This is a genomic window from Microbispora sp. H10830 (assembly GCF_014161375.1).
Classification (GTDB): domain Bacteria; phylum Actinomycetota; class Actinomycetes; order Streptosporangiales; family Streptosporangiaceae; genus Microbispora; species Microbispora catharanthi.
The window spans coordinates 238,408-253,321 of record NZ_JABBWX010000012.1; the positions used below are offsets into that span (position 1 = coordinate 238,408).

At 69.3% G+C, this 14,914-nt stretch carries 13 protein-coding genes, 1 tRNA gene and 2 pseudogenes; 5 read left to right on the forward strand and 11 right to left on the reverse strand.

Features of this window, described 5'->3' with window-relative positions; all coding sequences use genetic code 11:
- Positions 1-13: 13 nt before the first annotated feature.
- The 3 genes from gyrA to HHX35_RS28735 all read left to right on the forward strand — a co-directional run bounded on the left by gyrA (position 14) and on the right by HHX35_RS28735 (position 3,629).
- A complete protein-coding gene (gene gyrA / locus HHX35_RS28725) occupies positions 14-2,515 on the forward strand; it encodes a DNA gyrase subunit A (protein WP_182901800.1) in 2,502 nt (833 codons plus the stop codon).
- 187 nt (positions 2,516-2,702) lie between these two features.
- Positions 2,703-3,401 (forward strand): DUF3566 domain-containing protein, encoded by a 699-nt coding sequence (locus HHX35_RS28730; RefSeq protein WP_310739361.1) that lies wholly within the window; start codon positions 2,703-2,705, stop codon positions 3,399-3,401.
- 154 nt (positions 3,402-3,555) lie between these two features.
- Positions 3,556-3,629, forward strand: a tRNA-Ile gene (locus tag HHX35_RS28735).
- Between the two features lie 66 nt (positions 3,630-3,695).
- Here the strand turns inward: HHX35_RS28735 and HHX35_RS28740 are convergent.
- The 11 genes and pseudogenes from HHX35_RS28740 to HHX35_RS28790 form a co-directional block, all read right to left on the reverse strand.
- Positions 3,696-3,968: pseudogene (locus tag HHX35_RS28740) on the reverse strand (tyrosine-type recombinase/integrase); the annotation flags it as partial.
- 63 nt (positions 3,969-4,031) lie between these two features.
- Positions 4,032-5,183: a glutathione-independent formaldehyde dehydrogenase gene (locus HHX35_RS28745; protein WP_182901801.1), complete on the reverse strand. Its 1,152-nt coding sequence runs from the start codon at positions 5,181-5,183 to the stop codon at positions 4,032-4,034.
- A 13-nt stretch (positions 5,184-5,196) separates the two neighbouring features.
- Positions 5,197-5,649 carry a DUF1931 family protein gene (locus HHX35_RS28750; RefSeq protein WP_182901802.1) on the reverse strand — a complete coding sequence of 151 codons (453 nt, stop codon included), beginning with the start codon at positions 5,647-5,649 and terminating at the stop codon, positions 5,197-5,199.
- 31 nt (positions 5,650-5,680) lie between these two features.
- Positions 5,681-5,845 carry a hypothetical protein gene (locus HHX35_RS28755; RefSeq protein ID WP_220506034.1) on the reverse strand — a complete coding sequence of 55 codons (165 nt, stop codon included), beginning with the start codon at positions 5,843-5,845 and terminating at the stop codon, positions 5,681-5,683.
- A gap of 174 nt (positions 5,846-6,019) precedes the next feature.
- The gene (trxA, locus tag HHX35_RS28760; protein ID WP_220505988.1) at positions 6,020-6,463 is read right to left on the reverse strand and encodes a thioredoxin; all 444 of its coding nucleotides are present in this window, start codon (positions 6,461-6,463) and stop codon (positions 6,020-6,022) included.
- A 3-nt stretch (positions 6,464-6,466) separates the two neighbouring features.
- Entirely contained in the window at positions 6,467-9,085 is a 2,619-nt protein-coding gene (gene clpB / locus HHX35_RS28765; RefSeq protein WP_182901903.1) for an ATP-dependent chaperone ClpB, read from the reverse strand.
- On the reverse strand, positions 9,076-9,402 hold the full coding sequence (locus HHX35_RS28770) for a chaperone modulator CbpM (protein WP_079314187.1): 327 nt from the start codon (positions 9,400-9,402) through the stop codon (positions 9,076-9,078). Before HHX35_RS28770 ends, clpB begins: the two co-directional genes overlap by 10 nt.
- The gene (locus HHX35_RS44805; protein WP_182901803.1) at positions 9,399-10,388 is read right to left on the reverse strand and encodes a DnaJ C-terminal domain-containing protein; all 990 of its coding nucleotides are present in this window, start codon (positions 10,386-10,388) and stop codon (positions 9,399-9,401) included. The genes HHX35_RS28770 and HHX35_RS44805 overlap by 4 nt, the downstream gene beginning before the upstream one ends.
- The gene (locus HHX35_RS28780; RefSeq protein ID WP_182901804.1) at positions 10,388-10,882 is read right to left on the reverse strand and encodes a nucleotide exchange factor GrpE; all 495 of its coding nucleotides are present in this window, start codon (positions 10,880-10,882) and stop codon (positions 10,388-10,390) included. Before HHX35_RS28780 ends, HHX35_RS44805 begins: the two co-directional genes overlap by 1 nt.
- Positions 10,883-10,895: 13 nt before the next feature.
- Positions 10,896-12,794 carry a molecular chaperone DnaK gene (gene dnaK, locus HHX35_RS28785; RefSeq protein ID WP_182901805.1) on the reverse strand — a complete coding sequence of 633 codons (1,899 nt, stop codon included), beginning with the start codon at positions 12,792-12,794 and terminating at the stop codon, positions 10,896-10,898.
- A gap of 22 nt (positions 12,795-12,816) precedes the next feature.
- Positions 12,817-13,284 (reverse strand): general stress protein, encoded by a 468-nt coding sequence (locus HHX35_RS28790; RefSeq protein ID WP_182901806.1) that lies wholly within the window; start codon positions 13,282-13,284, stop codon positions 12,817-12,819.
- A gap of 515 nt (positions 13,285-13,799) precedes the next feature.
- Here HHX35_RS28790 and HHX35_RS28795 point away from each other — a divergent pair.
- Positions 13,800-14,354 (forward strand): hypothetical protein, encoded by a 555-nt coding sequence (locus tag HHX35_RS28795; RefSeq protein ID WP_182901807.1) that lies wholly within the window; start codon positions 13,800-13,802, stop codon positions 14,352-14,354.
- 7 nt (positions 14,355-14,361) lie between these two features.
- Positions 14,362-14,841, forward strand: a pseudogene (locus HHX35_RS28800) (transposase); the annotation flags it as partial.
- Positions 14,842-14,914 lie beyond the last annotated feature (73 nt).

Below are 14,914 nucleotides of genomic sequence, written 5' to 3' on the forward strand. Positions count from 1 at the left end.
AGAAGGACTTTTCGTGACGGAAGTGAACACGCCGCCTGGGCCCCCCGCCGATCGCATCGAGCCGGTCGACATCCAGGCCGAGATGCAGCGCAGCTACATGGACTACGCGATGTCCGTCATCGTGTCCCGCGCGCTGCCCGACGTCCGCGACGGCCTCAAGCCCGTGCACCGCCGCGTGCTGTACGCGATGTTCGACGGCGGCTACCGGCCCGACCGCGGCTACTTCAAGTGCTCCCGCGTCGTCGGCGACGTCATGGGCTCCTACCACCCCCACGGCGACACGTCGATCTACGACACCGTCGTACGGCTCGCGCAGCCGTGGTCGCTGCGCTACCCGCTCGTCGACGGCCAGGGCAACTTCGGCTCGCCGGGCAACGACCCGGCCGCCGCGATGCGGTACACCGAGTGCCGCCTCGCGCCGATCGCCATGGAGATGCTCCGGGACATCGACAAGGAGACCGTCGACTTCCAGCCCAACTACGACGGGCGGTCGCAGGAGCCGGTCGTCCTCCCGTCGCGGTTCCCGAACCTGCTGGTCAACGGGTCCGCCGGCATCGCCGTCGGCATGGCGACCAACATCCCGCCGCACAACCTCCGGGAGGTCGGCGAGGCCGTCAAGTGGGCGCTCGACAACCCCGAGGCGTCCGACGAGGAGCTGCTCGACGGGGTGCTCGCGCGGGTCAAGGGTCCCGACTTCCCGACCGGCGCGCTGATCGTCGGCCGCCGCGGCATCGAGGACGCCTACCGCACCGGCCGTGGCTCGATCATCATGCGGGCCGTCGTCGAGGTCGAGGAGGACCCCAAGGGACGGCAGTGCCTGGTGGTCACGGCCCTGCCCTACCAGGTGAACCCGGACAACCTGGCGCTCACGATCGCCGAGCTGGTCAGGGACGGCAAGGTCACCGGCATCGCCGACGTCCGCGACGAGACCTCCTCGCGTACCGGCCAGCGGCTGGTGATCGTGCTCAAGCGCGACGCCGTCGCGAAGGTCGTGCTGAACAACCTCTACAAGCACACCCAGCTCCAGACCACGTTCGGCGCGAACATGATCGCGCTGGTGGACGGGGTGCCGCGGACGCTCCGGCTCGACCAGTTCGTCCGGCACTACATCACCCACCAGATCGAGGTCGTGGTCCGGCGGACCCGGTTCCTGCTGCGCAAGGCGGAGGAACGGGCCCACATCCTGCGCGGCCTGCTCAAGGCGCTCGACCGGCTCGACGACGTCATCGCCCTGATCAGGCGGTCGCCGTCGGCGGCCGAGGCGCAGGGCGGCCTGATGACGCTGCTGGACATCGACCAGGTCCAGGCGCAGGCCATCCTGGACATGCAGCTGCGCAAGCTGGCCGCGCTGGAGCGGCAGCAGATCCAGGACGAGTACGACGGCCTGATGACGCAGATCGCCGACTACCAGGACATCCTGGCCTCCGAGCCTCGGCAGCGCCGGCTCGTGTCGGACGAGCTCGGCGAGATCGTCGCCAGGTATGGCGACGAACGCAAGACCGAGATCACCGCGTACGAGGGCGACATGTCCATCGAGGACCTGATCGCCGAGGAGGACGTGGTCGTCACGATCACGCGCGGTGGCTACGCCAAGCGGACGAGCACCGACCTCTACCGGGCGCAGCGGCGCGGCGGCAAGGGGGTCAGGGGCGCGCAGCTCCGCCAGGACGACATCGTGGAGCACTTCTTCGTCACCACGACGCACCACTGGCTGCTGGCCTTCACCAACAAGGGCCGGGTCTACCGCTTCAAGGCGTACGAGCTGCCCGACTCGGGCCGGGACGCCCGCGGCCAGCACCTGGCCAACCTGCTCGCCATGCAGCCCGACGAGCACGTGATGGAGATCCTCGACCTGCGGGACTACAACGTGGCGCCCTACCTGGTGCTGGCGACCCGCAGCGGTCTGGTGAAGAAGACGCGGCTTTCCGAATACGATTCGCCGCGATCCGGTGGCCTGATCGCGATCAATCTGCGCGAGGATGACGAGGTGATCGCCGCCCGTCTCGTGTCCGAGGGTGATGACCTGCTGCTCGTGTCCAAGAACGCGCAGTCGATCAGGTTCACCGCCTCGGACGAGGCGCTGCGCCCGATGGGCCGTGCCACCAGCGGTGTGATCGGCATGCGGTTCATCGACGGTGACGAACTTCTCGCGATGAACGTCATGAGCGACGGCGATGACGTGTTGATCGCGACCGAGGGTGGGTATGCGAAGCGGACACCCGCCGACCAGTACCCGGTCCAGGGCCGGGGCGGCAAGGGCGTACTGACGGCCAAGATCGTCAGCGCTCGTGGCAAGCTGGTCGGAGCCGTCATGGTGCGTCCCGAGGACGAGGTCTTCGCGATCACCTCTGCCGGCGGGGTGATCCGTACCAGCGCCGGCGAGATCAAGCAGTCGGGCCGCCAGACCATGGGCGTCCGCTTGATGAACCTGGCCGAGGGTGACAGCGTTGTGGCCCTCGCTCGCAACGCCGAGTCGTTGGAGACCGAGGAGAACGGGGCAGGAGGCGAGGCATGAGCGAGCGAATCGTCATCCGCGAATGCGCACCAGGTGAGGGCGTGGCATGAGCGACACCGGTGGGCCGCGGACACCCGGCGGCAAGCAGAGACCCACGGGCGCCCGCCCGGCGTCGTCTTCGAACGGCGTTACCGCGCGGGCGCACGATGGCGGTAGCGTCGCCAAGGTGGCTTCCGAAGGAGATGACGTGACCGCCGCCGACAAGGCGAAGGCCGACGACACCATGCGCATCCGGACCTCGGCCGCCGACCAGCCATGGAAGCGGCAGACGGCCACGGACGGCGCGTCCGACAACAGCAGGTCCGAGGGCGGCGGAGCGACCGCGCAGTACCCCCGGCCCGCCGGCCTCGGTACGTCCACACCCCCTGTGGACAACGGTCGTCCGTCTGTGGACAACGGTCGTCCCTCGGCGGACGGCGGCTCCGTACGCGGCCTGAACTTCGGCCCGGCTGGAGATCGAGCCGAGTCCTCCAAGAAGGACAAGGACAAGAAGCTCGGCGTGCGCCCGCCGCGCAAGGCCCACCTGGTCCTGCGCAGGATCGAGCCGTGGTCGGCGATGAAGTTCAGCTTCGTCGTGTCGCTGGTGTGCTTCGTCGTGCTGTTCGTGGCCGTCGCCGTGCTGTACGGCGTGCTGTCGGCGCTCGGCGTCTTCTCCTCGATCACCGACACCGTCAACCAGCTCACCAGCGGTGCCGGTGGTGCCGGGGCCGGCACCATCGACATCGCGAGCTGGTTCGAGCCGGTCCGCATCCTCGGGTACGCGGCCCTGCTGGGCGCGCTGAACGTCGTGCTCATCACCGCGCTGTCCACCCTCGGCGCAGTGATCTACAACATCTCCGCGGACCTCGTGGGCGGTGTCGAAGTCACCTTCAGCGAAGCCGAGTGACCCTGTCGGTACGGCAGGCCGCCCGCACGAGCGGCCCGCCGTACGGATGCGCTTCGATGGCACGACCACGGCCCGGACACGGTAAGCTTTTCCTCGTTCGGAACGACGGATTCGCCACCGGAAACGGGATGCGGTAACGTTCGTTGCGCGGTGCGGGGCTATAGCTCAGTCGGTTAGAGCGCTTCCCTGATAAGGAAGAGGTCCCAGGTTCAAGTCCTGGTAGCCCCACCTCGATAAACGCCCCGAAGCGGTCAAGCTCCGGGGCTTTTTGCTGTAACGGGTACTGCAACAGACTCACTCGAATAGTCCCGTCACCCTCTTGAGGGCATTCTCGCGGCTCTCACCGTCCCCGTGCGTGTAGATCTCCATCGTCACCGAGATCCGGCTGTGCCCGAGGATTTCCATCGCGTCACGCGGCGCGACGCCGAACTTCTTGAGCAAGGACGCGGCGGTGTGCCGGAGGTCGTGAACCCGGATCGGCCGGAGCTTATGCGTCTCCGCGATCCGGGCGAAGGACCGGGCGAGGTTGCGTGGCTCGATCGGCTTGCCCGATCTGGTGGTGAAGACGAGTCCGGTGTCCGTCCAGTCCTTCCCCGCCTCCTCGCGGGGCCCGCGGCCGCCATGGGAGGGTCAGCCGGTGCCAGCGGGATGTAGGACAACCTTGGTCCAACCGGGATCCCGCCGGTCGAAGTGCTCGTAGCCGCCGGGCGCGTCGTCCAGATCCAGCTCGTGTGAGACGACCCACGACGGCCGGGCCTTCCCCTCGTGGATGAGGGTGCAGAGCTGCCGGTTGTAGTTCTTGACGTTGCACTGACCGTTGCCCATGGTCTGGCCCTTGAACCAGAACAACCCGTAGTCGAAGGCGATCTCACCCTGCTTGTAGAGGTCGTCGGGGCTGCCGGGATCCATGGCGATGAACACGCCCACGACCCCAATCGTCCCGGCGAACCTCACCGACTTGACGAGGTTGTTCAGCGTCATGTTGGGATGCTCGTGCCCCTGGGGGTCGTGCGCCTGGTAGCCCACGCACTCGCAGCCCCGGTCGGCGCCCCTGCCGTGCGTGAGCTCCATGACCTGGTCGACCGGCGACGTCTTGGAGTCGTCGATCGGGATCGCCCCAATCTCCTCGGCCTTGGCCAGCCGGTCCGGGTGGCGGTCCACGACCATCACCATGCCCGCGCTCTTGAACGTCGCGGAGTAGGCGGCCATCAGACCGACCGGCCCCGCCCCATAGATCACGACCGAGTCGCCGGCCTGCACACAGGCGAGCTGGGTCGCGTGCCAGCCGGTGGGCCAGATGTCGGCCAGCATGACGTAGTCGCTCTGCCTCTCCCGCGCGTCGTCCGGCAGGACCAGGCAGTTGAAGTCGCCGAACGGCACGCGCAACAGCTCGGCCTGGCCGCCGTTGTACGGGCCCATGTCCGCGAAGCCGTAAGCGGCCCCGTCCACCCCCGGCTCCGGGTTGGTGGTGAGGCAGAAGGCGGTCAGGCCGCTCTCGCAGTTGGCGCAGAAGCCGCACGCGACGTTGAACGGCACGCAGACCATGTCGCCGACGCGGACGCGTACCACTCCCGGCCCCACCTCGACCACCTCGCCGAGGTTCTCGTGGCCGAGGACACGGCCCGGCTCCAGGTCGGTCCGGCCTTCGTACATGTGCAGGTCCGACCCGCAGATGTTGGTCGTGGTCACACGGATCAGGACGTCGGTGGGCATCTCTATCCGCGCGTCCGGCACGTTCTCGACGCCGACCTGCCGGGGTCCCTCGTATACGACTGCCTTCATGATGTCCTCGCTTCTAGAGCAGCAGCTCGAAAAGGCGGATCACGCGTTCCCACTGCTCGGTCCTCGGATTCTTCAGGCCGGGATCGAGGATGGTGAACGTGCGCGCCAGCGCCAGCGACAGCCCGCCGACGATCTCGGGCAGCCGTTCCCTCACCTCCTCGCCGATGGACAGGTCGAGCGGAGGCAACGCCGCGAGCTGCTCCAGGATGGGCTTCAGCTCGATGTCCTCGTCGAGGTCGCGGAACCGGTGGATGCTCTCCTGGAGGCCCTTGGTGATGGGCAGGTCCCAAATCTCGACGACGTCCCGGACGTTCGCCTTCGCGTGGGCCTGGCCGATCACCAGCAGGTCGTACAGCTTCTGGTTCACGAAGTCGCTGTAGCGCCGGAGATCCTCCTTGTCGACGTCGAGGCCCGCCGCCGTCCTGAAGAACCGCTCGAACCTCGGCACCGCCATCACTTCTGCCATCGCCAGTCCCCTTCCTCCCCGCGTGGGCGGCTCAGCCCCTCAGCTGAAGGTGTTCGTGCACGAGGCGCACGGCCATCGCGCCCTCGCCGACGGCCGACGCGACCCGTTTGATCGATCCGTTCCGCACGTCGCCGGCCGCGAACACACCCGCTCTGCTGGTCTCCAGCGGGAACGGCCGACCGGTGGAGTCCGGCACGCCCTCGCCACCTTGCCGCTCAGTACGACGAAGAAGGCGGCGCACGGGTCGCCGTCCACGAACAGCACGTCGTCCCGGTGAGCCGGGCGGCGCTCGCCGTGGGCGGCCAGCGTCCGCATCTGCACATCGCTCAGCCGGGGGTAGGCGCCCTGCAGATCGGGCGACTCGGTGAGCTCATCCGGCCAGCGCATCGCCGACCCACTCCCGCAGCACGGGCGCCGGCGCCGCACCGGCCCGCTGGGCCACGACCCGCCCCAGCCGGAGGACGACGAGCGTCGGCACGGCTCGCACGTCGAAGCGCCGCGATGTCTCGGGCGCCTCGTCGATGTTCACCTTCACCAGCTTGATCCGCCCGGCCAGCTCGGTGGCGACCTGCTGGAGCGCCGGGCTCACCATGCGGCAGGGCCCACACCAGGACGCCCAGAAGTCGACGACGACCGGAATCCGCGCCGCCTCGGCGACCTCGGCGAAGTCCTCGTCCCCCGCGTCCACCACCCAGGGCAGCGACTCGCGGCACTCGCCACAGCGCGGCGCTCCCGCCCCCGCCTTGGGTACGCGGTTGTTCCGGCCGCAGTGCGGGCACCGGACGACGCTCGACTCCACGACCTTCGGCGGCATCGGTCAGCCCTCCGGGTTGTCGTATGTGACGACGAGCTCGCCGCCGGACAGCCCCACCCGGATGGTCGCGCCGTCCCTGACGTCGCCGGCGACCAGCGCCCGCGCGACCCGGGTCTCCACCTCGCGGGAGATGTAGCGGCGCAGCGGACGGGCTCCGTAGATCGGGTCGAACCCGCGCTCGGCGATGTGGTGGACCGCTTCCGGGCTGATCTCGAGCGTCATCCTGCGCTCGGCGAGCCGCGCTCTGATGTCGTTGAACATCAGCTTGACGATCTGCTCGATCTCGGCCTCGGTGAGCGGCTTGAACAGCACGATGTCATCGATGCGGTTGAGGAACTCGGGGCGGAAGCGGGCGCGCAGCTCCGCCATGACCATCTCGCGCACCTCCGGGTCGATCTCGCCTGACGGCGCCGCCTTCTCGCTGAGGTAGTGCGAGCCGATGTTGGACGTCATGATGATCACGGTGTTGCGGAAGTCGACCGTGCGCCCCTGGGCGTCGGTGAGCCGCCCGTCGTCCAGCACCTGCAGCAGGGTGTTGAACACGTCTGTGTGTGCCTTCTCGATCTCGTCGAAGAGCACCACGGAGTAGGGCTTGCGCCGCACGGCCTCGGTGAGCTGGCCGCCCTCCTCGTAGCCGACGTACCCGGGCGGGGCGCCGACGAGGCGGCTGACGGTGTGGCGCTCCTGGTATTCGCTCATGTCGACGCGGACGATGTTCTCCTCGGTGTCGAACAATGCCTCGGCCAGCGTCTTGGCCAGCTCGGTCTTGCCGACTCCGGTCGGCCCGAGGAAGATGAACGACCCGATCGGGCGGCGGGGGTCCTTGATCCCCGAGCGTGCCCGGATGATGGCGTCGGCGACCGCCTGCACGGCCTCGTCCTGGCCGATCACCCGCTGGTGCAGGATCTCGTCGAGCCGTAGCAGCTTCTCCCGCTCGCCCTCCTGCAGGCGGCTGATCGGGATGCCGGTCCACCGCGAAACGATGCCGGCGATCTCCTCCTCGGTCACCACCTCGCGCAGCAGCCGGTGCCCGCCCTGCTTGCTCTCCAGCTGTTCCTCCGCGGCACGCAGCCTGCGCTCCAGTTCGGGAAGCCTGCCGTGTCGCAGCTCGGCCGCGCGGTTCAGGTCGTACATGCGCTCGGCCTGCTCGGCCTCCCGGCGTACGCTCTCGATCTCCTCGCGCAGCTGCTGCACCTTGCGCAGGGCGTGCCGCTCGGCCTCCCACTGGGCCCGCATGGCGTCGGCCTCGGCCCGCAGGTCGGCCAGCTCCTTGCGTAGTGTCTCCAGGCGCTCCCGGCTCGCCGGGTCGTCCTCCTTGGCGAGCGCCGCCTCCTCGATCTCCAGCCGCGTCACCCGGCGGGTCAGCTCGTCCAGCTCTGCGGGCATCGAGTCGATCTCCGTACGGAGCATGGCGCACGCCTCGTCGACCAGGTCGATCGCCTTGTCGGGGAGGAAGCGGTCGGAGATGTAGCGGTGGCTCAGCACGACCGCGGCGACGATCGCGCCGTCCTGGATCTTCACGCCGTGGAAGACCTCGAGCCGCTCGCGCAGCCCGCGCAGGATCGAGATGGAGTCCTCGACTGACGGCTCGTCGACGAAGACGGGCTGGAAGCGGCGCTCCAGCGCGGCGTCCTTCTCGATGTGCTTGCGATACTCCGTCACGGTCGTCGCGCCGATCATGTGCAGCTCGCCGCGGGCCAGCATCGGCTTGAGCATGTTGCCGGCGTCCATCGCCCCCTCGGCGGCGCCCGCGCCGACCACCGTGTGCACCTCGTCGACGAACAGCAGGATGCGTCCCTCGGACGCCGTCACCTCGGTGAGCACAGCCTTCAGGCGCTCCTCGAACTCGCCGCGGTACTTCGCCCCCGCGACGAGCGCGCCCATGTCCAGGCTGAAGATCGTCTTGTCCTTCAGGCCCTCCGGTACGTCGCCGCGCGCGATGCGCTGCGCGAGGCCCTCCACGATCGCCGTCTTGCCCACGCCCGGGTCGCCGATCAGGACCGGGTTGTTCTTGCTCTTGCGGGACAGGATCTGGACGACCCGGCGGATCTCGCCGTCTCGCCCGATGACCGGGTCGAGCTTGTCCGCCCGCGCCGCGGCGACGAGGTCGCGTCCGTACTTCTCCAGCGCCTCGTAGGCGACCTCCGGATTGGCGGAGGTCACCCGCTGATTCCCGCGTGCCTGCGTCAGGACCTGCAGGAAGCGCTCACGGGTCAGCCCGTGTCCCTTGAGCAGCCGGCCCGCCGCGCTGTCGACGCCCTCGTCCAGCAGCGCCATCAGCAGGTGCTCGACCGACACGTACTCGTCCTTCAGCCGGCCGGCCTCCCGCTCGGCGGCGTCGAGCAGCCGCGACAGCCGTTGGGTGACGTAGACCTGGCCGGGGGCGGCGCCGGGACCGGTGACGCGGGGCCGCCGCTCCAGCTCGTGCTCCAGTTCGAGCCGGAGCTTGTCCGGGTCGGCGCCGGCGGCGGACAGCAGGCGCGGGACGAGCCCGTCGGGCTGCCGGACCAGCGCCAACAGCAGGTGCTCCCCGTCGACCTCGGTGTGTCCGAAGCGGATCGCCGCGGTCTGGGCGTCGTGCAGGGCCTCCTGCGACTTCTGCGTCAGGCGGTTCAGGTCCACGATCTGTCTCCGGTCCATCTCGTATGGGTGCGCAGAGCCGCCTCCAGCTCCGCGATGCGGTCCAGGAGGTCCGTCACGAGGCCGAGGGAGGCGTAGTTGACGGCGAGCCCCGCGTGCAGGCGCTGAAGGCGCCCCACGGCGGCGACCTGGGCGGGCGGGAAGCACAGGCCGCCCGAGAAGCCGGTCCAGGCCTCGATCAGCCCGAGCGCCACCAGGCGACGCACCAGTTCCGGGTGCAGTCCCGTGGCCCGGGAGAAGGACTCCAGGTCCAGGTGCCCGACGTCCACCTGGGCGAGCCGGACGAGCGGATAGGTCATGACGGGCTCCTCGGGTTGAACGCCGAGATCCTGGCCAGTTGCTCGTACAGGCGGCGCTCCTCGTCGCCGAGCGTGGGCGGCACCATGATCCGGGCCTCGGCCAGCAGGTCTCCGGGCCGGCCGCGCGGGTTCGGCATGCCCTGTCCGCGCAGGCGCAGGCGGCGCCCGGACGAGGTGCCCGGCGGAACCTTGACCTTCGCCTCCCCGCCGGGCGTGTCGACCGCTACAGTCGCCCCCAGCGCGGCCTCCGACGGCGTCAGCGGGAGGCGGACGTGGATGTCGCGCCCCTCCAGGCGGTAGCGGGGGTGGTCGGCGATCCGCGCGATCAGGTAGAGGTCGCCCGCACTGGCGCCGTCGCTGCCCACGCCGCCTTGGCCCGCGAGCCGGATCCGCTGGCCGTCGGTCACCCCGGGGGGAATGTTCACCTGGAGGGTCCGCCCGCCTCCCGCGCCGGGGATCGTGATGGTCCGCCGGCCGCCGCGGTAGGCCTCCTCGACCGTGAGCGGCAGCTCGGCCTCCTGGTCGGCGCCGGGCACCGGGCCCCAGCCGCGGCCGGTCGCGCCGCGCCTGCGCCTGCCGAAGACGCCGCCGAGCAGGTCTTCGAGGTCGATGCCCTCGAAGCCCTCGCCGGTGGTGAAGTGGATCTCCTCCCCGCCCGGTCCGCGCGCCCAGCCGGGCCCCTGTCCCGCCCAGCCCGGCCCCGCGCCGGCTCCCGCTCCGGCGCGGGCGCGTGCGTACGCCACTGGGTCCACGCCCTCGGGCACCCGGCGGAAGTCCGGCCCGAACGCGTCGTACCGCCGCCGCGTCCCGGGGTCCGACAGCACCTCGTACGCCTCCGAGACCTCTTTGAAGCGGTCCTCGGCGTCGGGGGACTTGTTGACGTCGGGATGGTAGGTGCGGGCCAGCTTCCGGTAGGCCCGCTGGATCTCGTCCTGGTCCGCCGTTCTCGGCACGCCCAGGATCTCGTAGAAGTCGCGCTCCGCCATCACTCGTCGGCTTTCGTGGAGACGACGACGGAGGCGGGGCGTAGTTGCAGCGCGCCGTCGCCGTAGCCGGGCCGTACGACCTCGACGACGGTGCCGGGGTCGGCGTCCGGGACGGCGACCGTGCTGACCGCCTCGTGCCTGGCGGGGTCGAACCGCGTGCCCACGTCGTCCCTACGCGGGAAGCCGAGGCGCGCGAGCACGCCGACCGCCTGGTCGCGGACGGCCCGAACCCCCTCGATCACCGCGTCGGCGTCGGCGCCCGCGTGCCTCAGCGCGAGTTCGAGGTTGTCGACCACCGGCAGCCACTCCGCCGCGACGCGTGTGCGCTCGTCGATCCGCTGCCGGTCCAAGTCGCGCGCGACACGCTTGCGGAGGTTGTCGAGCTCGGCGACGGCCCGCAGCCACCGGTCCTCCAGCTCGGCGAGCTTCTCCGCAACGGGTTCCTCGACGGCCTGCCGGGGCTCCGCGGGAGGTGTCTCATTGCGCTCGGTCATGTCATCTCACGGGCTATTCGGAGCTGGTGAACTCGGCGTCGATGACGTCCTCGTCCGAGGGGCCGGCGGCGGCCTGGCCGGGCCCGGCCTGAGTCGGCCCCTGGGTCTGGGCCTGGGCGGCGGACGCCGCCACGCCGAGGCCGTGGTAGACCTGCTGCAGCTCCGCGGTCAGGCCGCGCAGCCGGTCGACGGGCACCTCTTCCTTGATCGCCTGACGCGCCTCCATGATCAGCTGCTCGGCCCGCGCCTTCTCGTGCACCGGGACGGCCTCGCCCAGCTCCGACAGCCGGCGTTCCACCTGGTGGGCGACCGAGTCCAGCTCGTTGCGCGCGTCGATCGCGGCGCGAAGCTGCGCGTCCTCGGCGCGGTGCCGCTCCGCGTCGGCGATCATCCGATCGATCTCGCTCTTGTCCAGGTTGGAGCTCTCGCTGATCGTGATGCGCTGCTCGGCGCCGGTGTCCTTGTCCTTGGCGGAGACGTTCAGGATGCCGTTGGCGTCGATGTCGGTGGTGACCTCGATCTGCGGCACCCCGCGCGGCGCGGGCCGGATGTTCTCCAGCCGGAACCGGCCGAGCACCCGGTTGTCGGCGGCCCGCTCGCGCTCGCCCTGCAGGATGACCACGTCCACGGCCGACTGGTTGTCGTCCGCCGTGCTGAACGTCTCCGTGCGGCGGGCTGGGATCGTGGTGTTCCTGTCAATGATCTTCGTCATCACGCCGCCGAGCGTCTCGACGCCGAGCGACAGAGGAGTGACGTCGAGCAGCACGACGTCCTTCAGCTCGCCCTTGATGATGGCGGCCTGGACGGCCGCGCCGACGGCCACGACCTCGTCCGGGTTGACCGTCATGTTCGGTTCCTTGCCCGTCAGCCGCCGCACGAGTTGCTGCACGGCCGGCATGCGGGTGGAGCCGCCGACGAGGATCACCTCGTCGAGGTCGTTCGTCGTCAGCTTCGCGTCGGCCATGGCCTGCTCCACCGGGCCCCGGCAGCGTTCGAGCAGGTCGTGGGTGATCTGCTCGAAGGTCGAGCGCATGAGCGTCGTGTTCAGGTGTTTGGGGCCGGTCGCGTCGGCCGTGATGAACGGCAGGCTGACCTGCGTCTGGGTGACCGCCGACAGCTCCACCTTGGCTTTCTCCGCGGCCTCGAACAGCCGCTGGAGGGCCTGCGGATCGCGCCGCAGGTCGATGCCCTGCTGCTTGTGGAACTCGTCGGCCAGGTGGTCGACGATGCGCCGGTCGAAGTCGTCGCCGCCCAGGTGGGTGTCGCCCGAGGTGGCGCGGACCTCGATGACGCCCTCGCCGATGTCGAGGACGCTGACGTCGAACGTGCCCCCGCCCAGGTCGAACACGAGAACGGTCTCGTTGCCCTTCTTGTCCAGGCCGTATGCCAGGGCCGCCGCGGTCGGCTCGTTGATGATCCGCAGGACCTCCAGGCCGGCGATCTTGCCGGCGTCCTTGGTGGCCTGCCGCTGCGCGTCGTTGAAGTACGCGGGCACCGTGACGACGGCCTCGTTGACCTTCTCCCCCAGGAACTTCCCGGCGTCCGAGGCCAGTTTGCGCAGCACGAAAGCGGATATCTCCTCCGGCGCGTACAGCTTGTCGCGCACCTTGAACCGCACGGCGCCGTCCGGGCCCGGCACGACGTCGAACGAGATCGCCTTGATCTCGCTCTGCACCTCGTCGAACTTGCGCCCGATGAAGCGCTTGGCCGAATAGATCGTGCCCTTCGGGTTGAGGATCGCCTGGCGTCTGGCCATCTGGCCCACCAGCACCTCGCCCTGGTCCGTGAAGGCCACCACCGAGGGAGTCGTGCGCGACCCCTCGGCGTTCGGGACGACCGTCGGATGCGCGTCCTCGGTGGTCGCGATGACCGAGTTCGTCGTGCCGAGGTCGATGCCCACCGCCTTGGCCATGTCCTCATCCCCCTCCTGGCGCTCACTTGAGCGCAGTGGCCTCACGAGCGTCGCTGAGCACTCGCCGGGCCTCGTCGGCGAATTCGGGGTCCACGAGGATGTCGTAGTGATCGGCGACGACCGCAGGCATCGAGGCGAACGCCCGGTGCTGCACCACGTGACTGATCGCACCCCAGACGAGGCCGAAGATCAGCCCGAGCACGATCGAGGAGCCGATGGCCCATCCGGCCCACGGGCTGAAGATCGCGAATATCAAGCCGATGAGAAGACCGATCCAGCCGCCGGTACCCGCGCCGGTGACGAGCGCTCTGCCGAGGCCCCATCGCCCGAGCACCTTCTCCTCCCACCGCAGATCGCAGCCCACGATGGTGACGTGTGCGATCGGGAAGTCGTGGCGGGCCAGGACGTCCACCGCGTGCTGGGCCGCGTCGTAGCTGCTGTAGGTGGCCAGCACCACCTTGTGGGGCCCTGCTGTTCTCGGGACGCTCACGGGACCAACCCCTCGGCTATTCCAGCTCGTGAAGACGACTCGCTCCGCCGCCGCTGCGTATCGGCCGGAGCGGGAGAACCGGAATCCACGCCACCTTCGACGTTGGCGGTGTCAGGGCTCTACCAGCGAGAACAATCCCTATGACGCGTGTCCCCCCGTCGGCTTGTGGAACACCCGACGGGATTTTCGTCTCCTATGCCAGGATCCCGCCTGCCGTTCCCCCGCACCACCCTCCCTGCCCCTCATCTGCCTCCCATGAGCAGTAGCAAGTCGCCCAGGGGGAGCGCCAGGTGCGAAGCAATTCCGTATTTACTCGGTCAGGCGTCGTGGCTCCCCGAAATTCACCCTTCCCGTCCCGCCGGACGGCCCGGGTCATGTATCCGCGCGAACACCTGCTGGTACACGCGTTCGTAGGCCCGGTCATCACCGGGAGGTCGAAGCGTTGCAGCGCGTAGGCGCGCACGGCCGCCGGCTCCAGCCTCCCGGCCTCCTGCTCCCAGAAGGTCCTGTCGGACATGCTCGAGGTCAGCGACTTCACGATCGGCTATTGGATCGCCGAGACCCGCAAGCTGCTCACCGAGCGCCAGGTCACGGTCCCCGCCACCACCATGCGGTTCACCACCGCCGCACAGCTGCGTAGTTTCCTGGACAACGACGACGCCCCCGCCCAGCGGCCCGGGGTCTCCGAAACGCTCTCGCATCCCGCTCTGACCGGGATGAGCCGCGAAAAACTCCGCCAGATGATCGAGCGACTCACCCCGCTCCAAGCCGCCCGTCTCGAACGCCTCCGCTACCAGCGACGCGGCGGTGAACGACTCCCCGGAGCGCGAGGCGGCATCTTCCGACAGAAGATCACCGACGCCGAGCGGATCCTCGCCGCCATCCTCTACCAGCGGAAAGTCTGCACAAGGCAAGTCCTCAGCGAACTGTTCGAAGTCAGCCCCCGCACGATCGGCAACACCCTCATCGAGACTCGCCCACTCCTGGAACACGACGGCTACAACCCCACACCCGCCCCAACCCGCCGCCGGACCGCGGAAGCGCTCCGCGCCTCCATCTCGCCGTGTTGATCCTTAACGCCTTCACTACCTGCGGAATTTGCTCACGACCGTGCCAAAGTCGGCCCAGCCGTGGGTGGCCACTTTGGTGCGGACCATCTTCGGCCAGCCGACCGCCGAGCAGGTGCGCACCCAGCACGTCTGGGTCATCGACGCCCTGGAGCCCAAGTATCCGGCCGTCGCCGATCACCTCGATGGCGCCCGTGACGATCTGCTGGCCTTCGCTCAGTTCCCCAGGGAGATCTGGAAGCAGATCTGGTCCAACAACCCCCAAGAGCGGCTGAACAAGGAGATCCGCCGCCGCACCGACGTCGTGGGCATCTTCCCCGACCGGGCCGCCATCATCCGCCTGGTCGGCGCCGTGCTGGCCGAGCAGACCGACGAGTGGACCGAAGCCCGCCGCTACATAGGCCTGGACATTCTCGCCAAAGCACGCCTCCGCGTGATCTGCGGCGACACACCGGACCAGGAACAGCTCCCCGGCACTCTCACCGCTTAACCTGCAAAAACGGATCACGCGGTGGCAGTCTCATACACCACCTCCGTGGACGTGACCCCGCACAACAGAGGTT